Below are 20,033 nucleotides of genomic sequence, written 5' to 3'. Positions count from 1 at the left end.
ACGTGGTCGGGGAGTGTCGCGGGAAATCCGGTGCGTCGATGAACTGCCAGTCCTAGCATGCGTGGGTGGACCTTTCGCATCTCGGCGCGCCGATCGGGCCGATGATCCGCGTCCACGGCGGGTTCGCCAACCGGATGTACCGGCTCGACACCGACCAAGGGTCGTTCGCGGTGAAGGAGTTGAACCTCCTCGACCGCCGCTGGACCTATCACGTCGAGGACGTGTTCAGGTTCGAGCGGGCGGCATTCTCGGCCGGCGTCCCGATGCCGGAGCCGATCTCGGCCAGTCACCACACGCTCGTTCACCGATGGGTCGAGGGAGAAACGGTGCCCGAGGCACCGGTGTCGGCGGCGTACGCGTGTGAGGTCGGTGAGATCCTCGCGCGCGTCCACGCGCTCGACGTCGCGTGGACCCATGCGTCGGTCGAGGACCCGACGCCACGGGACTGGCCCGAGCTCGCCGCGCGGGCGACCGCGAGCGAACTGCCGTGGGCCGACGAACTCGCCGCTCGCGTCGAGACGTTCCTCGCGATCGCGCACTTCGTCGACACCTGCGAACGGCCAGGCCCCGGCGTGCTGACCCATAAGGACATCCAGCCGTGGAACCTGCTCGCCCGGGACGGTCGCCCGGTGGTGCTCGACTGGGAGCTCTCGGGGATGCTCGACCTGTCCGGTGAACTCGGCTCGACCGCGCTGAGCCTGGCGAAGGGACCTGGCTTCGACGACATCAAGCCCGCCATCTTCCGCTCGGTCCTCGACGGCTATGTCGCGGGAGGCGGAGCGCTGCCGCCGTCTGGTCCAAGCTGGTTCGTGTTCATGATCGGCGGCTGGCTGGGGCACACGAGGTGGAACATTCTCCGGTGCCTCGCCGGTGTCGAGGCGAGCACCGGCCCTGACCTGGCACTGTCGCACGAATCCGTGCGTAACGGCCTGCGCGGCCTCCCGGACCTGTTCGGCCGACTTCCGCAGCTCGAGGCGCTACTCGCGTGACCGGCTCTGAGCCTGCTCCTCAAACGCGCCCTAGTGCTGTGACCGGGGAGGATGGCCGGTGAGTTCGAGTAGCCGGCACATGTCGTGGAAGCCTTCCACGCACGCGTCGAGAACCGCGCCGTGGCCACCTGTGGTCTCGGCGTACAGCAGAAGAAAGTACGGGTCGATGGTGTCGGGGGAGTAGATGTCGGCCTCGACGACCTCGCCGTTCGGGCCTTCGAACCGGCAGTGTGCGCCGTGCGGTTCCAGGTCCCAGGTCGCGTCCCGGATCCGGACGGTGTCGGGGAATTCCCCGTCGAGGTCACCTGCGGGCACCATCGCGGCCAGCATGTGGGCCACCAGCGCGTCGGCCGACTGACGAAACTCGGCGACAAGATGATCCAGGGCCGGGCGCACGGCGGCAGCCTCCGCGTCCGTGACGAGCTGGAGCACCGTGAGGCCCGACCCCCGGCTCGTCCCCGACACGGCGAAGACAGTCACGTGGGGCGGGAGCGCGTCTCGCAAGGTCCGCGCGATGGCCGTGGCGGATTGCATGTCCATGTCGAGGGGGATGAACAGCTTGCGTCCTCGGCCGACCCGGTGGGCGATGTCGATCGGGTCTGGCATTCCCTGCGGGATCGACCCGGTCGTTGGCTTCATCGCGCAAGGCTAGCCGGGGAGAACAGACGGCCGTCGTCCGGACGTTCAGGCCGCACGCCCGCGTCTCTCGACCTGAACGCTACCGGCTGAATGGCTAGCCGCCTAGGACGCCTGAGCGGCGGTGACGCCGCCCTCAAACGCCGAGCAGTGGGGATCCGGCGCACTCTCCGGGGAGCCGCCACGGACGGCGTTGGAGGTCAGCGCGGACGGAAGCGGAGGCGTTCCGCCCACCTCAGCCCTCGCACCGGTCGGCCCTCAGCGCGCGTGCCACCGGGCCAGCAGCTCGGCCTCCCGTTCGGCGGTCAGCGCCTTCTTCGACGGGGCACCGGTGGCGAGCGCTTCGCGCGCGGACTCCGCGACAGGCCGCAGGCGCAGCCCAGCCCGCAGCGAGGCCGCAGGGTCCGCCGCGCTGGTCAGCTCCTCGGCGCGGTCGCCCTGCGCCCACATCGGCAGGGACGCGACCGTCTCGCCCTCGGCGAGAAGGAACGCGTCGTCGACCCAGGTGACGGTGCTCTCCGCGACGCCGATGCCCGCACGCACCTCGTCGAGAAAGTCGGCATAGGTGGACGTCGCGGACGCGCCGACCAGGTGCAGCGTCCCGGACCTGCCCTCGGCCAGAGCAGTGACCGTGAACTCCGCGATGTCGCGCGCGTCGATGACCTGCAACGGGGTACCCGGGGCCCCGGGCGCGAGGATCTGGCCGCCGCGCGCGATCCGGTGTGCCCAGTAGTCGACGTGGCCGAAGTGGTCCCATGGCCCGATCACGTACGACGGCCGCAGTACGAGGATGGCGTCCCCGAACCGGTCGGAGGCGACGCGCTCGCACAGGACCTTCAGTGCGCCGTAGTTGGCGTAGGTCACCTCCGACACGTCCGTCGGTGTGGGGCCCTCGAGTTCGTGGAGCCGGCTGTCCTCGGTGAACCCCGGACCCTCGGGGTCATAGACGGACGCCGTGGAGATCAGGACGTACCTGCCGCCGCGCGCGCCGAGCGCGTCGGCGAGCGTGGTCACCTGACCCGGCAGGTACGCGCAGATGTCGATCGTCGCGTCCCATTCGCCGTCGGCGAGCGTCGCCGCGAGCGCGTCGGGGTCGTCACGGTCGGCGAGCAGGTGCCGGGCGGCGCCGTCGAACAGGTCGCCACCGGTGCGGCCCCGGTGCAGGAGGGTGACCTCGTGTCCGGCGGCCAGGGCTGTCGCCGCGATGTGCCGGCCGATGAACCGGGTCCCGCCGATGATGAGGATGCGCATCGGCCGATCGTATGCGTGGGGACGTGGAGTCAGGGTCCCGTCGGGGGCGCATGCGGTGACGGAGCGCGAGGTTTGTTCGTGCTGGACCTACGGCCGGCGGGCGAGGAGGTGGCCGTCGAGGAAGCCTCGTTCGGAGCCCGGGTCGTGCAGGAGCCGGGCGAAGGGTGCGAGTCCGGCGTCGGTGAGTAGTCCGGCTAGGCGGTCGGCCGGCCAGCTGTAGGCGGGTGTGACCTTGTGGTCGAATCGGACCGGCTCAGGCGCGTCGGTCCCGAAGAAGGAGACCAGGAGCAGGCCACCGGGTGCCAGGACGCGCACCTGCTCGGCGAGCAGCACCGGTAACTCCTCCGGCGGGGTGTGGATCATGGCGTAGTGGGCCAGGACGCCGCCGAGCGCGCCGTCTTCAATCGGCAGGGATTCCATCCGCGCCTCCTGGAAGCGCAGCGTCGGGTGGGCGCGGCGGGCGTGGTCGACCATGCCGGGGGAGATGTCTAGTCCGAAGGCGTCCAGGCCCAGTTCGCACAGCATGGCCGTCAGGTGTCCGGGCCCGCACCCGACGTCGGCCGCCCGCGGGTTGCCCGCCGCGGCCACCAGTTCGGCGAAGGTGGCGATCATGGCCCGGGAGAACGGCTGCCCCTCCAGCCGGTTCGCGAACAGCGAGGCGTACAGCTCTACGACCCCGTCGTAGGCCGCCCTGGTCTCGTCCTGATGATCCACCACGGGAAGAACTCTAGAGAACGGGTCGTGCGGCGGCCAGCGGCCACAGATCCACCGGGTGGCTGAAGGTCACGCTACCCGCCACCACCCGGGCTGCGGTGAGGCGAAACCCTGTTGGGCGGGTTCACCGGTTCCGGGTAGCCTCACGGCATTATGCCGATCATCCCTCGCCCCGATCCCGGAACGCCGGACGCCCGCGGCCCGGTCCGATACCTGTGGTGGCTGGTCAAGAGCCAACCGGTGCGGGTGCTGCGCGGCACCTTCTTCGGCACGGCGTGGATGGTCGGATTGACCATTCCGCCGTACTGCGTGTCCCGCGCCGTCGACGAGGGCCTGCGCCCCGGCGACATGGGCAAGGTGCTGCTGTGGAGCGCGGCGATCATCGCCGCGGGCTGCCTCAACGCCGTCCTGGGCATGATGCGGCACCGCACCATGACGTTCATCCGGCTGGACGCCTCCTACCGCACCGTGCAGGTCGTGATCCGCCGCGCGACGGCCCTGGGCGCGGCGCTGCCCCGCCGCCTGTCCACCGGGGAGATCATCGCCATCGGTGGCAGCGACATCTCCCACATCGCCCACGTGCTCACGTTCGTCGGGCCCGGGGTCGGCGCGATCGTCGCACTCATGGTCGTCGCCGGGCTGTTGTGGCCGGTCTCGCCGGTGCTGACGATCGTGGTCCTCGCCGGCGTGCCAGCCGTGGCGGTGGGCATGACCCCGCTGATGCGGCGCCTGCAAAGCGTCGAGAGTGAGTACCGCAGGCAGCAGGGCGCGCTGACCGCGCTGGCCGGCGACCTGGTCGGCGGGTTGCGAGTGCTATCCGGTATCGGGGGAAAGGACCTGTTCGGGGAGCGCTACCGGGAACGCTCGACGCGGCTGCGGGCCGAGGGGTACCGGGTCGGGGCCGTATCGAGCTGGATCCAGAGCCTCGGGGTGGGCCTGCCGTCGATGTTCCTGGCGCTGATCGCCTGGCTCGCGGCCCGGCTGGCCGCCACCGGTGAGATCAGTGTCGGGGACATGGTGGCCGTCTACGGGTACGTGGCGGTGCTGATCATGCCGGTGTACTTCCTGATCGAGACCGCCTACGACTTCACCCGCGGCGTCGTCGCCGCCCGCCGGGTCACCACGCTGCTGAGCCTGTCTCCCGACGTGACCGACACCGCGACGGTGCCGGCCCCGCCCGCGCCCGCCGAGCTGCACGACCCTGCGACGGGGCTGACCGTGCCGGTCGGGACCTTCCTGGCGGTGGCCGCCACCGAGGCCGGCGCGGCGATCGCGCTGGCCGACCGGCTGTCCCGGCACGTCGACTCCGAGGTCACCTGGGGCGGGCGGGCGCTGAGCGGGATGCCACTGGACGAGGTGCGGCGCCGCGTCCTCGTCGCCGACAACGAGTCCTACCTGTTCGCCGGTTCCGTCCGCGACGTGATCACCCCGCCGGGAACCGGAGGCGAGGCGCTGGTCGCCGCGCTGCACACCGCCGCGGCCGAGGACGTGGTCGAGGCGCTGCCGGAGGGGCTGGACGCGCCGCTGCCCAACCAGGCGCGCACCCTCTCCGGCGGGCAGCGGCAACGGCTGCGCCTGGCGCGGGCGCTGCTGACCGACCCGGAGGTGCTGATCCTCGTCGAGCCGACCTCGGCGGTCGACGCGCACACCGAATCGGTGATCGCCCGACGGCTACGCGAGGCGCGCCGGGGCCGCACCACGGTCGTGATCAGCGCCTCGCCCCTGATCCACGACGTCGCCGACCTCGTCGCCCACCTCGACGGCGGCCGGGCCGTCACCGGTGAGCACCACCAGATGCTGGCCGGGCACCCCGGCTACCGGGCCCTCGTCACCCGCGACAGCGACGACCACGAGCCGGAGAGGTCGGTCCGATGACGCACCTGCCGATCGCGGGCCGGCGCGAGGTGCGCCTGGCCACCGTCGGGCTGATCCGCGGCGACCGGCGCGCCATGGCCGCCGTCCTGGCCCTGTACTGCTCGGCGACCCTGGCCGGGTTGGCCGGGCCGTGGCTCGTGGGCCGCATCATCGACCAGGTGCAGCACGGCGCGGACGTGTCGACCGTGGACGTGCTGGCCGGCGCGGCCGTGGTGGCGGTGATCGCGCAGATCCTGCTGACCCGCGCCGCCCGCTACGCCGGGTACCGTTTCGGCGAGCGCGCCCTGGCCCTGCTGCGGGAACGGTTCATGGACCGGGCCCTGGACCTGCCGATCGCCACTGTCGAGCGCGCCGGCACCGGCGACCTGATGACCCGCGCCTCGGTGGACGTCGCAGCCCTGGGCACCTCCGCGCGCGACGCGGCCCCGGAGATCTTCATCAGCGTCGTGCAGGTCGTCTTCATCCTCGGCGCGGTCGTGGTCATCGACCCTGTCCTGGGACTGTGCTCGCTGGTGGCGACGCCCGCCCTGTGGATGGTGGCGCGCTGGTATCTGCGCCGCGCCCGCGAGGCGTACCTGGCCGAGGGCGCCGCGACCACCCGATTGTCCGAGGAACTGGCCGCCACCGCCGAGGGCGCCCGGACGATCGAGGTCCTGCGGATGCGTCCCGCGCGCGTCGGCTCCGGTGACCGGAGCATCGGCACGGCGTTCGCCGCGCGGGTGCGCACTCTCGCGCTGCGGTCGGTGCTGTTCCCGGTGGCCGAGGCCGCGCACGCGTTCCCGGTGGCTGTGGCCCTCGTCGTCGGCGCGGTGCTGATGTCCCACGGCCGGCTGAGCCTGGGTTCGCTGGTGGCCGCGGCCCTGTACCTGACGAGACTGGGCGGGCCCGTCGACTGGATCCTGCAGTGGATGGAGACCCTGCAGAGCGGTGCGGCGTCCCTGGCACGTCTGGAGGGCATCGGACGGATTCCGACGACGGTGCCGCAGCAGCGCGCCGAGCCCGACGGGGACCGCATTGACGTGTCCGGCGTGACCTACGCCTACCACGAGGGCCATGACGTCCTGCACGATGTCAGCCTGTCGGTGCGGCCCGGGGAGCGGCTGGCCATCGTGGGTCCCTCCGGTGCGGGTAAGTCGACGCTGGGCCGGTTGTTGGCGGGCATCGACACGCCCGGGCGGGGCAGCGTCACCGTCGGCGGGGTCCCGGTCGGGCAGCTGCCGCCCGATGAGCTGCGCCGCCGGATCGCCCTGGTCACCCAGGAGCATCACGTGTTCCTGGGGACGCTGCGCGACAATCTGGCGCTGGCGGCGGCCGAGGCCGGTGACGAGCGGATGGGGCAGGCGCTGGCGGCGGTCGGCGCGGACTGGGCCGCGGACCTGCCCGACGGGCTGGACACGATGCTGGGCGCCGGTGGGATGACCCTGGACGCGTCCCGGGCGCAGCAGTTGGCGCTGGCGCGGCTGGTGCTGGCCGACCCGCACACCCTGATCCTCGACGAGGCGACCTCGATGCTGGACCCGACCGCCGCGCGCGACACCGAACGCTCCCTCGCGGCGGTGCTGGAGGGCCGCACCGTCATCGCGATCGCACACCGCCTGCACACCGCCCACGACGCCGACCGGGTCGCGGTGATGGAGCACGGTCGGGTCACCGAGCTCGGTGCCCACGACGAACTCGTGGCCGCCAGCGGCACGTACGCGTCGCTGTGGCGGTCCTGGCACGGCGGGTGAACGGGCCCGTAGGTCACCGTCGGCGGGCGCGGATTCACCGGAGCCGTCGGCGGCCGAGCTGGAGTTGGGCCCGCAGCACCTGACGCGGGCGCAGCGGCGGCGCGGGCAGCGGGTTGGCCGCGACGGCGCGGTAGCCGTCGAGGGTGAGCGCGAGGTAGCGCCGCCAGGCCTTCGGGTCGATGGCGAAGGTCGCCTCACTGACCCGCGAGAGCGCCCAGACGATGAATGCCAGGTCCTCGGCGGTGACGTCGGCGCGCAGACTCCCCTCGGCCTGCGCCCGCTCGACGATCCGCCGGCCGAGGTCGTAGGCGCGCTTGCGGGCGGCCTCGATGCCCGCGTGCGGGAACCGCATCGACGCGATGTCGTTGAAGGCGAGATCACCGGCCTGTAGCTCGCAGGTGCGCTCGAGGAAGAACACGAGCCCGTCCCAGGCCGGCTCCATCACGACCGCGGCCTCGGCGGCCTTGATCCAGGCGCGCTTCTTGTCCGCGATGACGGCCGCGACGAGGTCCATCCGGGTCGGGAAGTGCCGGTACAGCGTCCCGACCGCCACCCCCGCGCGGCGGGCGACACCCTCCAACGCCGCGTTGAGGCCCTCCTCGGCGAAGGCGGCCTTGGCCGCGACCACCAGCGCGGTCCGATTGCGGCGCGCGTCCTGACGAAGCGGCCCGGCGGGGGCCTTGCGAGTTGCCATGCGCCGCAGCATACAACCGGAGGGCCGCCTCCGTTTAGAGCCTCAAAGTCGAGGAGTGCCTCACTTTAAAGTGTGAAAGCGCCGCTGGAACCCATTGTGGGTTGCCGCCGAACCGGCCTAGCCTGATGGCGATCCAATCAGAAACGCGGCCCTACAACGCGAGGGAGGGTGGACCATGCCCCGGTACGAATGGGACCAGACCCACGAAGGCATCAGCCAGCTCAAGGAAGCGGTCGCCTCGGCGCGCTCGCAGGTGGTCACGCACGAGATGTACGGGCGGCTGGACTCGCACGACGCCATCGTGACGTTCATGGAACACCACGTCTACGCCGTGTGGGACTTCATGTCCCTGCTGAAGTCGCTGCAGCGCAACCTGACCGGCGTGGAGATCCCGTGGGTGCCGACCGGGCCGACGTCGAGCCGACGGCTGATCAACGACATCGTGCTCGTCGAGGAGAGTGACGAGTACGGCGAAGGCTTCATCAGCCACTTCGAGCTCTACCTGCAGGGCATGAGCCAGGCCGGGGCGAACACGAAGGCCATCGAGTCGTTCATCGACCTGGTCAAGGGCGGTACGCCGGTGACGGAGGCCCTCGACGCCGTGCGGGCGCCCGCGCCGTCCGCGGAGTTCGTGCGCAGCACGTTCGCGTTCATTCAGGAGTACCCGTTGCACTGCCAGGCGGCCGCGTTCGCCTTCGGCCGCGAGGACCTCATCCCCGAGATGTTCCAGCAGGTCGTCGACGTCAACGAGAACACAGGCAAGCTCGACCTGTTCGTCGACTACCTGCGCCGCCACATCCAGGTCGACGACGAGGTGCACACGCCCATGGCGATGCAGATGCTCGCCGACATCTGCGGCGACGACCAGCGGAAGTGGCAGGACTGCGTGGAGGCCGTCACCTCGACCCTCCAGGCCCGCACGCGCCTGTGGAACGGCATCACCGCGGCCCTGTAGCTCGCGGACGGCAGGCCCTGGCCCGCACGACCTTCGTGTCGGCCAGGGCTTTGGCGTGCCCGGCGCTGGTCTGGAATTTACCTTCGATCCCTTGATCGCCGGACCAACCTTCGCCATGATATGCATCAACGTCGATGGCCATCGGCAATCCCTCCCATTCGAAGGAGAGGTACCTGTGGCACTGTATGGCGAAATGTCATGGTTCTGCTGCGGCAGCTCCTGGGGCCCGTGCGCGACCACCGGGCACGGGGCCTGCGGCACGTGCAACTCGGGCTCCTACCAGCACGCCTGGCCCAACACCTCCGACGCCTGCCTGGCCATCACCCGGCCCGACCGGTGCGGCGAGACCCTGGCCCGGCGCGGCTGCGGTTTCACCCACTACACGACCAACCGGTGCAACGGGAAGCAGGTCGCGACCCGGATCGCCGACTGCGGCCCGCAGACCGACCTGTGGTGCGGCGAGCGCACCTGCTGCGGATCGGTATGCGGCTCCAACCGGATCATCGACCTGACCCCGGCCGCGTTCAGCGCGATCGCCAGCCTGTCCGGCGGGCTGCGCCCGGTCCTGGTCGAGGCCTGAGGCCATGGACCTCAGCCGCCGCAGAGTACTCAGCGCCGCCGCGCTCGGCGGTGCCGCCGCCCTGGTCGGAGCCACCGCCCTCGGCTCACTGGCCCCCGAGGCCGCGTTCGCCGCACCGTCGGCCCTGGACCCCGACGCGCCTGACCCCAACTTCGCCGAGGGCCGGGTCACCGGCGTCGCCGACACGATGCTGCTCGTCACCGGCTCCGACGGCACGCTGTGGCGGATCCGGGTCACCAGCGCCTCCAGTATCTGGAAACTGCGGCCCGCCACGCTCGACCAGGTCAGCGTCGGCGACGGGCTGTACGCCCGCGGCGTCCGACTGCCCGACGGCACCCTGGCCGCCGACTCGGTCTGGGTCAACATCGTCAACCTCCAGGTGCACATCGCCGCCATCACCCGCAACACCGTGCACATGGACCACAAGGGCAGCCGGATCGTCGGCCACGTGGTCCCGGGCACGTCGGTGGCGGCGTACAACGGCACGCCCGCCGTCGCCGACCTGTCGCTGCTCAAGGTCGGAGCACACATCCAGGTGCTCGGCGCGTGGATCCCCGACACCAACGAGATCGAGATCGCCACCGTCCACGCGGCGGCCTGACCCGCCCGGACCGGCCCGCCCGCCGCCGCGCGGCACGGTGCGGCCGGTCCGGGCCGAAGGAGTCGAACGTGATTGCGAGCTTGCAGCCCCTCCTGATCGGCGCGGTCCTGCTCTGGGCGGCGACGGTGAAACTCCTCGGCCGGCACGCCGCCGACGCGGCCCGGCGCTCGGCGCTCGTCCCACTGGTAGGCGACGGCGCCGTCACGGCGTACCGGATGGTCGGCGTCGCCGAGGCCCTGCTCGGCCTGGCGTTGATCGCACCGCCGGCCCTGCCGGCCGAGACCGTCGGCGCCGCAGCGGCGCAGGTCGGCTTTCTCCTCTTCCTGGGGTACGCGCGGTGGAAGGCCCCCGAATCCTCCTGCGGCTGCCTGAGCGCCCGACGGGTGCCGGTGCGGTGGCGGAGCTTCGCCCGGGCCGGTGGCCTGCTGGTGGCGGCACTCGTCGCGACCGGAGACCCCTGGTCGACGGTGACCAGCCACCCGCTGGCCTCCGTCGCCGTCCTGCTCGGCGAAGCCGCGCTAGTGGTGGTGCTGTCCGCAGAGCTGGACGTCTTCTGGCTGGAGCCGCTGCGCCGGATCAAGGTCGCGCTCACCCATCCGCTGCCCAGTGGATCCTTCGACGTGCCGATCGGCTCCACCGTGGAGCAGCTGCACCGCAGCGGGGCGTACCGGCAGGCCGCGCCCCTGCTGCGCTCCGACGTCCGGGACTGGTGGGACGAGGACGAGTGGCGGATGGTCTGCTACTCGGGCTCCCACGAGGGCCGGGCGGCGACGGCGGTGTTCGCGGTGCCCCGGTTGCGGTACGACCCCGGCGCGGTGCGGATGGCGATGGTGGCCGAGGACAGCGACCGGATCCTGCTGGCCCTGGACCCGGCCGCGGACCCCGTCGCCGAGGCCGGCTGGCCGGCACCGGAGCCCGAACCGGTGGCCTAGACCGGGCCCGGTGTCGCGTCGGGAGCCGCCCGGCGCGACACCGCGCGGCCCTCAGCCGGTGTAGTCCGTGGCGTGCGCGCCGCCACCGGACGGCCACAGGAACCTGCCGTCGTCGGCCGGGGCGTAGCGCTTGTTGCCGTCGCCCGCCCGCACCTGTAGCCGGTTGTCGCGCCACGTGGACCCGCGCTGCCGGCCACCCCAGATGTCGCCGTACAGGAACCCGTAGAGCTGGCTCAGCTCGGCGGAGAACACGTTGCCGGTCACGGTGATGTTGGTGGCGTTGTCCTTCACGCCGATGCTGACTGCGTAGCCCCAGCCGGAGACGTAGTTGTTCGTGAACGCGATCCGGTCGTAGACGCCGTCGCCCTGCAGCGCCAGCCCGTTGGTGTTGCCCAGCGAGGCGATGGTGTTGTGGTCGATGACCATCGGGCCGCCGTTTCCCTCACTCTGCGGGCCGATGCCGTCGTGGTGGTAGACGTCGCGTGCGGTGTCGGCCAGGTCGTGAATGTAGTTGTTGGTCCACCGGGAGGGCCGCCCGGCGAACCCGGTCACCATCTCCAGCCCCGCGTTGCCCCAGATGTCGTTGTGGTCCATGACGGCGACGGCCTCCTTCATGGTGGTCACCAACTGCCAGGACTTGTCGAAGGGGGTACCGGGCGGGGCGTGCGCCGAGGAGACCGTGCCGTCGTTGCCGGGCGGGGTGGCGTACGCGCTGGGCTTGAACGTGGAGTACCGGAAAGTGATGGTGTGCTCGCTGTAGATCTGCACCAGATTGTCGTTGGGGTCGGCCCCCTCGAACAGGCAGCCCACGAAGGTGAGATTGTCGCCGTAGATCGAGACCTTCAGCGACAGGAAACGCTGGAAGGCGACGACGCTGTTGTCGGGGTACTCCACCCGCAACGGCCTCGTCGCGCTCATGCCGGTCGTGTAGTCGGTGAGGTGGCCCGGATAGCCGACCTTGCCGAGGCCGCCGGCGTTGGCCGGGGTGCGCGGGTAGCCGGTGTTGGAGAAGTCCGGCCAGTAGCCCGAACCGTCGTTCGGCCGCGCCCGCATCGCCGTGGCGCCGGCCGGAGGGGACGCGGACGGTGTGGCGGGTGCCGCCGTCGGAGCCGGGGCGCTCGCCGTCGGCCCGGGCGAGGCTGACAGCGACGCCGGTCCTGTGGAGCGCGCGGCGGCGTCCGGCGGCGTGGATCCCGCCGTCGCGAACAGGACGGCCGCCACGGTCACCACCGCCGCGCCGGCGCCACCCAACCCGATCCACCACGCCCGCGCCGGTCGGCGTCGGTGCAGACCTGGCCGCCCCTCGGTCCCGCTCATCCGGCCGCCTCCCACGATGATCAACTCGGGTAGTATCCCGTGACAGTACGCGTCGGATCACAGGCCCCGACGCCGGCCACAGTGGATGGCGCCATCGACATTGCCGATGGCCGTCGGTGCGGGATCGGTCGCATTTCCGGCAGTGAGGCGACGAAGCCACGGTGGGACTGGTGTTCCCAGCTCAGGGCGACGCCCATGGTGGGGCAGCGGCCGCGGTCGATTCGTGCTAGACAGTGCGGTGCTTTCATTTCTCATCAATCGCGACTTCGCCCGGCTGTGGTCCGGGCAGGCGATCTCCGTGGTCGGCGACTTCGTCTTCGACACCACCTTGACCATCTGGGTGGCCAAGGACCTGTTGGCCGGCAGCCAGTGGGCGCCGGCTGCGGTGAGCGGCCTGATGCTATGCACCGTGCTGGCGATCATGGTGGTCGGCCCGGTCGCGGGCGTGTTCGTCGACCGGTGGGACCGCAAGCGGCTGATGCTCGGCACCGAGGTGCTGCGTGGCGTGCTCGTAGGCGCGCTCACCCTGGTCACGCTGTTTCCCACCGACACGCTGCCGATTGGCGTGTGGCTGGGACTGCTGTACTTCGTGGTGTTCGTGGTCAACTCGGCCGGCCAGTTCTTCAACCCCGCCCGGTTCGCCACCATCGGCGAGATCGTGCCCGGCGAGGTTGATCGGGCCCGGGCCTTCGGGCTCGGCCAGGCCACCCAGGCCACCGCCGTGATCGTCGGCCCACCGCTGGCCGCGCCACTGCTGTTCAGCGTGGGCATCCAGTGGGCGCTGCTGCTCAACGCGGCGTCCTACGCGGTGTCGTTCCTGGCGATCCGTGGCGTGCGGATCGAGGCCCGGCCGGCGGCGCAGCGGGCCGCCAAGCCGTCCTGGCGGGCCGAGTTCGGCGCGGGGCTGAAGATGTTCGCCACCAACCGGTTCCTGGTCGCGTTGCTCGGCATCGCCGTGATCGCCCAGCTCGGCACCGGCGCCATGAACGCCCTGGACATCTTCTTCCTCACCGACAACCTGCACGTCCAGCCGAACCTGCTCGGCGTGATGTCGATGGCGATCGGGGTCGGCTCGGTGGTCGGCGCACTACTCTCCGGGCGATTGGTGGCATTGGTCGGCGCCCGCAACCTCACCTGGGGCGGCCTGTTCCTCGGCGGCCTGCTGTTCGCGGTCTACGCCCGGCAGACCAGCTTCGTGCCGGCCGTGGCCTGCGCGGTCGCCTTCATGATCCCGGTGACCGCGCTGAACACCGGGCTGAGTCCGATGCTGCTCGAGGCAACGCCGAAGGGGTACATGGGCCGGATGATGGCGGTGTTCAACCCGGTGAACAACGCCGCCGGCATGCTCTCGGTGGTGGCGGCCGGATCGCTGGCCAGTACGACGCTCCGGGACTTCCACGCCAGCGTCGCGGGCGTCCACCTCGGCCGGATCGACCTGATCTTCACGGTCTCGGCGTTGCTGGTGGTGACGGCCGGCGTGATCGGCGCTTTCGTGCTGCCGTCGGCCCGACGCGGGAAGCCGGCCGCCGAGCCGGCGGAGATAGCGACCTGAGTGTTGTCAGTGCGGCCAGGAGTGTTCCCGGGCGCGCTCCTGACGGTGGATGTCCCCGACCGAGCCGGAGCCGTGCCCTGCCCGTCTTGGGAGCCGCCCTGTCCGGGGCCCGCGAGGTATCCGGAGCCGGCGCCGTACAGCCATGCGGCCACTATCCTCGTGGGCATGGCTATTCAGCGCATGGACAATGTCGGCATCGTCGTGGACGACCTCGACGCGGCCGTCGCCTTCTTCACCGAGCTCGGTATGGAGCTGGAAGGCAGGATGCCGATCGAAGGAAGCTGGGCGGGTAAGGTCGTCGGGCTCGACGACATGCGCAGCGAGATCGCGATGATGCGGATACCGGGCGCGCCGGGCCGACTCGAACTGGCGAAGTACCACTCCCCGGAGGCGGGCGCCCCGAATCCGGGGGTCACCCCGGTGAACACGCTGGGCCTGCACCGGGTCATGTTCGCCGTCGACGACCTCGCCGACACCCTCGCCCGCCTCCGCCCGCACGGCGCCGAACTCGTCGGCGAAGTGACGCGCTACGAGGACAGCTTTCTACTCTGCTACCTTCGCGGGCCCAGCGGCATCATCCTCGGGCTCGCCGAGCAGCTGAGCTGAGCTCTCTCGCGGCTCTGGTCAGATTCGCTCGGTGACGGCCGGCCGTGCGACAGGCCATGCGCGGGGGTGACACCTCTCGCGCACGGCCCGCCACAGTGCTACCGAACGAACCTGACGTTGCCCGACGGGCCGGCCAGGGTGCTGACGTCGCCACTGAGATGGCACCGGTAGAACGTGTTGTTCTCCTTGCCGTTGATGCCGACCACGGTGTTGTCGTCCTCCCAGACGAGTTCGCTGGCGTGGAAGGAGCAGACTGCGGTCGGAATGACAGATCCGTCAGTCGGATAGATCTCGACTGTCCCCGAGTCGCCACCGCGATCTTGATAGGACAGGACATGCCTTCCGTCCGCGGACACGTTGTCGCCGGCGACGGCGATGCCGCCAGATCGCCAGACCCCTGCCGGAGTATCACAGAAGGTCCGCACCGCCCGCAGTGCGTTCAAGCCGTCCAGCAGCGCGGGACAGGCGCGCTCGCCGCGGGTTCCCGCCACGCTTCCGATGAAGTACTGCTCGTCGGTGGTCGGTGAGCTGACACGAGTGGTGAGCGGGTCGACGGTGTAGGAGCGCTGGTAGCCGCCCAACTCAGGGACCCACAGGTCCTGGTGATCGACGCCCTGTCGCAGGACGCTGAAGTGCACCACCCGGCCGGTGTAGATCATCTGGCCTCCGGTCTCGGGCGCAACCGTCGAATGTTCCTCGACAACGGCACCGTGGGCGAACCTGCCAACAGACATCCGGGTCGACGTGTTCCAAGCCACCCGGACGCGGTCCGGGGCGAGGGCGAAGCGGTCCACCCCGTCGAGCAACGTCTTCTGTGTGCCGGCGCGGTCCATGAACAGCAGGCTTGCGGCCGTCGCACCTTTTCTGGTTTTCAGCAACCAGCCTCCGTCGACTCGCCAGATCGCGTCGGTCTGCGGGGGAGTCGCGAGCCTGCGGCCGTCGGCGGTCAGGAGCTCGCCCTCCTTGAACTGATCCACTTTCAGTCCGGGCGGGGTGGTCACCGTGACCGATGCTACCGAACCCGGCGGCACCTCCGGCCGGGGATCGAGGCTGTGACCCCGGAGAAGCCAGGTGCCGCCTAGCAAAGACACGACCGTGACCAGCCCGGCAACGACGGTCACCGCACGGCGCCGGCGGATCCGGTCGGCGACGACGATCGCCCGGTCGGCCACGTCGCTCACCTGCGGCGCCTCTGCCACCTGGACGCTCAGGGTCTGCCGAATGTCGTCCGCGATCGGGTTCACTGCACGGCTCCTTCCGGGGCGAGTGGAGACCGCAGCGACGCAATCGCCCGGGAATGCTGACTTTTCACGGTGCCAACCGAGATCCCGAGCAGTTGTGCAGTCTCGACCTCGGTCTGGTCCTCGTAGTAGCGCAGCACGAGCACCGCCCGCTGGCGTACTGGCAGGTTCTTGATCTGTTGCCACAGTTCGTCGGACGCGAGCCGCTCATCGGTCGCGTCACCGACCACCCGCTCGGGCAGCGCGCCGGTCGGGCGCTCGCCGTGCCAGCGCCGCCGCCTCCAACTGGTCACGGTGTTCACCAGGACCTTGCGGGCATACGGTTCGACGGCGTCGAGCTCACCGAGACGACGCCAGGCCAGGTACGTCTTGGCCAGCGCCGTCTGCAGCAAGTCCTGAGCCTGATGCCAGTCACCGATCAACAGGTACGCCGTCCGAAGCAGCGCCGACGAGCGGGCAGCCACGAAGTCGCGGAAGTCGCCCTCGTTCATCTGTGTTCCTCCACGGCGTCTAGACGCGCCGGCTCGACCAGATGGTTGTAGCTCGGCGGGTGGAACATCCGGCGGGAGCTACGGTGCACGGGTGCACCACAGGCCGCGCGGTGCCACGGGGCCGTCTACCGGCCCGGTCGGACCGCACTCCTGCGGGCTCCGCAGCGCGCCGGCCCGACGCGTTCGTCGTCAGAGGCGTCGGGACCGTGCGGGCGCAGGCACGTCGAACGGTGCGGGCACGAGGCGAAGGCGCGGTCGGCATCGGCGCGCCGGATCCGCCACACGATCCACACGATCGCGGCGATGGCCAGGAAGCAACCTCCGATGGTCACGTTCACAGCGAACGTCGCGCGGAGCGTGGACGGCAACCAGTTCGGCGTCGCGGCATCATCGCTCGTGACGGTGCCGCCCATCAGGGCCGGCAGCAGGATCGTGGAGGCGAGGACGATGCCGATGGCCGCCAGGTACCCGGCGCGCCGCTTGAGCATGCCGAGCCGCGCCCAATCGGGATCCAGTCCGAAGCACGTCACGCTGTCGTTACCCATGCTGCCCCCGAGGGTGATCGGCTGAATCTCCGGCCTCGAGTCTATGTTCGTTGTCCACCGGCTCAATTCCCAGGCCGTGACGGTCATACGAACCGGCGGGCCATCTGCTGCGGCGACCACCTTTCTTGGCCGCTTCACACCCGCGCCATGTCCGTTGTGGAAGCCGGTTGCACACCGCGTGCTAATTTTCGGGCCGATTCGTTACAGGTGTGGAAGCTGACCGCTCCGCGCGCCGCCGCGAACCCGGCACCCGGTCAGACACAGAGGAGTCCCATGTCCGCCGTCCATATGTCCCGCCGCAGGTTGCTGGGAATGTCCGCCCTGGGCGCCGCCGCCGCGGCCGGGCTCACCGAGGTGACGCTCCCCGGGGCGGCCCGGGCCCAGTCCGGGGAGCTGTTCACCCCCGCTGTGGTCGTGGGCTCCGGATACGGCGCGGCGGTCACCGCGCTGCGCCTGGCCGAGGCCGGCGTCGCGTCCCTGATGCTCGAGATGGGCCAGCTGTGGCAGACCCCCGGCCTGGACGGGAACGTGTTCTCCGGGATGGTGAACCCCGACCGGCGGTCCTACTGGTTCAGGTCACGGACCGCCGCCCCACTCAGCACGTTCCTCTGGCTGGACGTGGTGAACCGGAACATCGAGCCCTACGCCGGGGTCCTCGACAGGGTCGACTACGACGAGATGTCGGTGTACGCGGGCCGCGGGGTGGGCGGCGGCTCGCTGGTCAACGGCGGCATGGCGGTCACACCGTTGCGCTCCTATTTCCAGGAGATCCTGCCGGGGGTGAACGCCGATGAGATGTACGCGAAGTACTTCCCGTTGGCGAACCGGATGCTGGGGGTGAACACCATCGCCCCGGACTTCTTCGAGCGGACCGACTACTACGGCTTCGCCCGGGTGTCACGCAAGGCGGCGACTGCGGCCGGGTTGAGGACCACCTTCGTGCCCAACGTCTACGACTTCGACTACATGCGGCGCGAGGACGCGGGTACCGTGCCGAAGTCCGCGCTGAACCAGGAGGTCATCTACGGCAACAACCACGGCAAGCGCAGCCTGGACAAGTCCTACCTCGCCGCGGCCGTCGGCACCGGCCTCGTCACCATCCAGGCGTTGCACCGGGTGGCCGCGATCCGGCGTCACCCCGGCGGCGGGTACGTGCTCAGCGTCGACCAGTTCGACACCGCCGGCACGGTGATCGCCCGCAAGGAGATCTCCTGTACCTACCTGTTCCTCGGCGCCGGGAGCCTGGGGACCACCGAGCTGCTGCTCCGGGCCCGGGAGACCGGCGCGCTGCCGGACGTCAGCGCCGAGGTCGGGCGAGGCTGGGGGACCAACGGCAACGTCATGACCGCCCGGGCCAACCACCTCTGGGACCCGACGGGCAGCAGGCAGTCCGCGATCCCCGTGCTGGCGATCGACGCGTGGGCGGGGTATGAGAACCCGGTGTTCGCCGAGATCGCGCCACTGCCGGCGGGACTGGAGACCTGGGTCAGTCTGTACCTGGCGATCACGCGGAACCCCGAGCGGGGCACTTTCACGTACGACCACGCCACCGACCGGATGCGGCTGGCCTGGACCCGGGACCAGAACACCACCTCGGTCAACGCGGCCAGGGCGTTGTTCGACCGGATCAACCAGGCCAACCTCACGACGTACCGGTATGACCTGTTCGGCACCACGAAGCCGTTCGCCGACGACTTCACCTACCACCCGCTCGGCGGCTGCGTCCTCGGCAAGGCCACCGATTTGCACGGCCGGGTCCTCGGCTGCCCGAATCTGTACGTCACCGACTCCGCGCTGCTGCCGGGATCCGTCGGCGTGAACCCGTTCGTGACGGTCACGGCCCTGGCCGAGCGGAACATCGAACGGGTCATCGCCGAGGACATCGCCGCCTGACCGGACGGCCAGAGGCCACCGCACGGTGGCGGTGGCCTCTGGCCGGGCACCGATCTGGGTCAGAAGATCCTGGTCAGCACGCCCGACTCGGCGACGATCACCGAACCGATCCCGATGAACACCACCGGCACGATCCAGTGCCCGTAACGCTCGACCACGGCGATGACCTTCTTGTGCGACCCCAGCCACGACCCGGCCAGGCACCACGCCGCCACCCCGACCGCGAACACCGCGATCGTCGCCCCGGTCGACGCGGCACCGATCGTTCGAAACACCGGCGTGTAGACGGAGATATTGTCGGCCCCGTTCGCGACCGTCACGCCGACCACAGCCGCCAGTCCGCGGGCGATCGACGCCGGCTCGGCCTCGGCCCGGGCGCGGATCGCGGTGATCACACCTCGCACGCCCAGGCCCAACGGCACCAGACCGAGCAACCCGACCCACCCGTCCGGGACGATCGTCAACCCCAACGCGGCGACGACCGAGGCGGCGACGAGTACGCCCACACCCGTGTACTGCCCGACCCAGATCTGCCACACTTTCGGCCGACCGGCCGCCCGCGCCGACAGGAACAGCACCGTCAACACGATCAGATCGTCGGTGTTCGTACCCGCGAACATCCCGATCGCCGCGCCGACCGTCCCCAACGTTCCGCTCACGGTCGCACACCCTACCCACCGATGGCCCGGTGCGCGGTAGTCAGACATTGAGGTATAGAACCGCTCCCAGGGATCGCGCTCGCCCGTGAGCTCTTCTGGGGCGCGGGTAGGGTTGGCGGCATGCTGAGCGACTGGCCCGGTGAGTTCCGCGACCGGCACGGGGTGCGCGCCGCCGTGGTCCGCTCGGACGGCGGCAGCCTGGAGGTCGTCCTTGGCGGGATCCCGCACCGGGGAGACAGTTTCGGGAGCCTGCTGCCCGAACTCCAGGAGGGCGAGCTGACCTACTCCCAGGACCTACCTGTGACAGTGGCCGGCCGAGACGACATACTGCCGGTGCTGGTCACCGTCGAGCTGGGCCGCCGGGTGGACGGCCGCTGGGACCGGATCGGCGTCCGGCTCGCGTCCGCGCACGGCGTGTCGAGCCGGTCGTGGCCGGAGTTCGAGCTGGCGCTGGCCGAGTTGGCGCGGCAGGTGCCGGCGGGCGTGGAGATCGCGACCTGTGTCAGCTGCGGGCTCTCGGACTACTGGCCCGGGGCGTCGCGCGGGCTGTTCGGCGGACTCGGTTGCTTCCGGGACAACGTGTCCGGATACCTCGCGGTGCGCGACAAGGATGATCTGCTGGAGATCTGGGACACGAACAGCGGCTGGGTGCAGGAAACCTTCCGGTGCCACCGGTTTCGTCGGCGGGCGCCCGGTGCCGGTTTCCGGGGCGGCTTCCCCGACCACGACTGACGGTGGCCAATGCGGCGCTGGCCCGGCTGGCAGGAAGCCC

Annotated in this window: 20 protein-coding genes; 11 read left to right on the top strand and 9 right to left on the bottom strand. The window is 70.6% G+C overall.

The genetic code is table 11. From position 1 onward, the window contains the following. Nucleotides 1–65 precede the first annotated feature (65 nt). Nucleotides 66–989, top strand: a complete 924-nt coding sequence (locus IW245_RS09535) for a phosphotransferase family protein (protein WP_197002809.1) — start codon at nt 66–68, stop codon at nt 987–989. A 30-nt stretch (nt 990–1,019) separates the two neighbouring features. Here the strand turns inward: IW245_RS09535 and IW245_RS09530 are convergent, their stop codons facing one another. The 3 genes from IW245_RS09530 to IW245_RS09520 form a co-directional block, all read right to left on the bottom strand. Next, on the bottom strand, nt 1,020–1,628 hold the full coding sequence (locus IW245_RS09530; RefSeq protein WP_197002808.1) for a DUF6896 domain-containing protein: 609 nt from the start codon (nt 1,626–1,628) through the stop codon (nt 1,020–1,022). 255 nt (nt 1,629–1,883) lie between these two features. Beyond that, nucleotides 1,884–2,876, bottom strand: a complete 993-nt coding sequence (locus IW245_RS09525) for an NAD-dependent epimerase/dehydratase family protein (protein WP_197002807.1) — start codon at nt 2,874–2,876, stop codon at nt 1,884–1,886. Between the two features lie 87 nt (nt 2,877–2,963). After that, nucleotides 2,964–3,593 carry a class I SAM-dependent methyltransferase gene (locus IW245_RS09520; protein ID WP_233472421.1) on the bottom strand — a complete coding sequence of 210 codons (630 nt, stop codon included), beginning with the start codon at nt 3,591–3,593 and terminating at the stop codon, nt 2,964–2,966. 243 nt (nt 3,594–3,836) lie between these two features. Here IW245_RS09520 and IW245_RS09515 point away from each other — a divergent pair, with 243 nt between their 5' ends. Both IW245_RS09515 and IW245_RS09510 read left to right on the top strand, forming a co-directional pair. After that, nucleotides 3,837–5,465 carry an ABC transporter transmembrane domain-containing protein gene (locus IW245_RS09515; protein WP_372445306.1) on the top strand — a complete coding sequence of 543 codons (1,629 nt, stop codon included), beginning with the start codon at nt 3,837–3,839 and terminating at the stop codon, nt 5,463–5,465. Then, nucleotides 5,462–7,195, top strand: coding sequence for an ABC transporter ATP-binding protein (locus IW245_RS09510; protein ID WP_197002805.1), 1,734 nt, complete (start codon nt 5,462–5,464; stop codon nt 7,193–7,195). The genes IW245_RS09515 and IW245_RS09510 overlap by 4 nt, the downstream gene beginning before the upstream one ends. A 34-nt stretch (nt 7,196–7,229) precedes the next feature. Here IW245_RS09510 and IW245_RS09505 read toward each other — a convergent pair whose 3' ends face one another. After that, complete coding sequence (locus tag IW245_RS09505) at nt 7,230–7,889, bottom strand: TetR/AcrR family transcriptional regulator (protein ID WP_231398731.1); 660 nt, start codon at nt 7,887–7,889, stop codon at nt 7,230–7,232. A gap of 175 nt (nt 7,890–8,064) precedes the next feature. On the opposite strand from IW245_RS09505, the gene IW245_RS09500 reads away from it, so the two are divergent. The 4 genes from IW245_RS09500 (at nt 8,065) to IW245_RS09485 (ending at nt 10,957) form a co-directional block, all read left to right on the top strand. Then, nucleotides 8,065–8,844: a DUF3050 domain-containing protein gene (locus IW245_RS09500; protein WP_197002804.1), complete on the top strand. Its 780-nt coding sequence runs from the start codon at nt 8,065–8,067 to the stop codon at nt 8,842–8,844. A 175-nt stretch (nt 8,845–9,019) separates the two neighbouring features. Beyond that, nucleotides 9,020–9,424: a septal ring lytic transglycosylase RlpA family protein gene (locus tag IW245_RS09495; RefSeq protein WP_197002803.1), complete on the top strand. Its 405-nt coding sequence runs from the start codon at nt 9,020–9,022 to the stop codon at nt 9,422–9,424. 4 nt (nt 9,425–9,428) lie between these two features. Continuing rightward, nucleotides 9,429–10,025: a cell wall protein gene (locus IW245_RS09490; protein ID WP_197002802.1), complete on the top strand. Its 597-nt coding sequence runs from the start codon at nt 9,429–9,431 to the stop codon at nt 10,023–10,025. 68 nt (nt 10,026–10,093) lie between these two features. Further along, nucleotides 10,094–10,957, top strand: coding sequence for a MauE/DoxX family redox-associated membrane protein (locus tag IW245_RS09485; RefSeq protein ID WP_197002801.1), 864 nt, complete (start codon nt 10,094–10,096; stop codon nt 10,955–10,957). Nucleotides 10,958–11,008: 51 nt separating this feature from the next. Here IW245_RS09485 and IW245_RS09480 read toward each other — a convergent pair whose 3' ends face one another. Continuing rightward, on the bottom strand, nt 11,009–12,298 hold the full coding sequence (locus IW245_RS09480; protein WP_197002800.1) for a hypothetical protein: 1,290 nt from the start codon (nt 12,296–12,298) through the stop codon (nt 11,009–11,011). A gap of 214 nt (nt 12,299–12,512) precedes the next feature. On the opposite strand from IW245_RS09480, the gene IW245_RS09475 reads away from it, so the two are divergent. Together IW245_RS09475 and IW245_RS09470 are read left to right on the top strand one after the other, a co-directional pair. Next, a complete protein-coding gene (locus IW245_RS09475; protein ID WP_197002799.1) occupies nt 12,513–13,826 on the top strand; it encodes an MFS transporter in 1,314 nt (437 codons plus the stop codon). 165 nt (nt 13,827–13,991) lie between these two features. Then, complete coding sequence (locus tag IW245_RS09470) at nt 13,992–14,432, top strand: VOC family protein (protein WP_197002798.1); 441 nt, start codon at nt 13,992–13,994, stop codon at nt 14,430–14,432. Nucleotides 14,433–14,530: 98 nt separating this feature from the next. Here IW245_RS09470 and IW245_RS09465 read toward each other — a convergent pair whose 3' ends face one another. The 3 genes from IW245_RS09465 to IW245_RS09455 form a co-directional block, all read right to left on the bottom strand. After that, a complete protein-coding gene (locus IW245_RS09465; protein ID WP_197002797.1) occupies nt 14,531–15,676 on the bottom strand; it encodes a hypothetical protein in 1,146 nt (381 codons plus the stop codon). After that, nucleotides 15,673–16,164, bottom strand: a complete 492-nt coding sequence (locus tag IW245_RS09460; RefSeq protein WP_197002796.1) for a SigE family RNA polymerase sigma factor — start codon at nt 16,162–16,164, stop codon at nt 15,673–15,675. Before IW245_RS09460 ends, IW245_RS09465 begins: the two co-directional genes overlap by 4 nt. A 125-nt stretch (nt 16,165–16,289) precedes the next feature. Continuing rightward, a complete protein-coding gene (locus IW245_RS09455; RefSeq protein WP_197002795.1) occupies nt 16,290–16,709 on the bottom strand; it encodes a hypothetical protein in 420 nt (139 codons plus the stop codon). A gap of 273 nt (nt 16,710–16,982) precedes the next feature. On the opposite strand from IW245_RS09455, the gene IW245_RS09450 reads away from it, so the two are divergent. Next, entirely contained in the window at nt 16,983–18,602 is a 1,620-nt protein-coding gene (locus IW245_RS09450; RefSeq protein ID WP_231398728.1) for a GMC oxidoreductase, read from the top strand. A gap of 59 nt (nt 18,603–18,661) precedes the next feature. On the opposite strand, the gene IW245_RS09445 is transcribed toward IW245_RS09450, so the two are convergent. After that, the gene (locus IW245_RS09445) at nt 18,662–19,261 is read right to left on the bottom strand and encodes a cadmium resistance transporter (protein ID WP_233472422.1); all 600 of its coding nucleotides are present in this window, start codon (nt 19,259–19,261) and stop codon (nt 18,662–18,664) included. Nucleotides 19,262–19,381: 120 nt separating this feature from the next. Between IW245_RS09445 and IW245_RS09440 the strand changes: the two genes are divergently transcribed. Next, nucleotides 19,382–19,993: a DUF6304 family protein gene (locus IW245_RS09440; protein ID WP_197002793.1), complete on the top strand. Its 612-nt coding sequence runs from the start codon at nt 19,382–19,384 to the stop codon at nt 19,991–19,993. Nucleotides 19,994–20,033 lie beyond the last annotated feature (40 nt).

The sequence above is a fragment of the Longispora fulva genome (assembly GCF_015751905.1).
Taxonomy (GTDB): domain Bacteria; phylum Actinomycetota; class Actinomycetes; order Mycobacteriales; family Micromonosporaceae; genus Longispora; species Longispora fulva.
The sequence above is the reverse complement of the archived record's forward strand: the minus strand, read 5'-3'. Positions and strand labels throughout refer to the sequence as shown.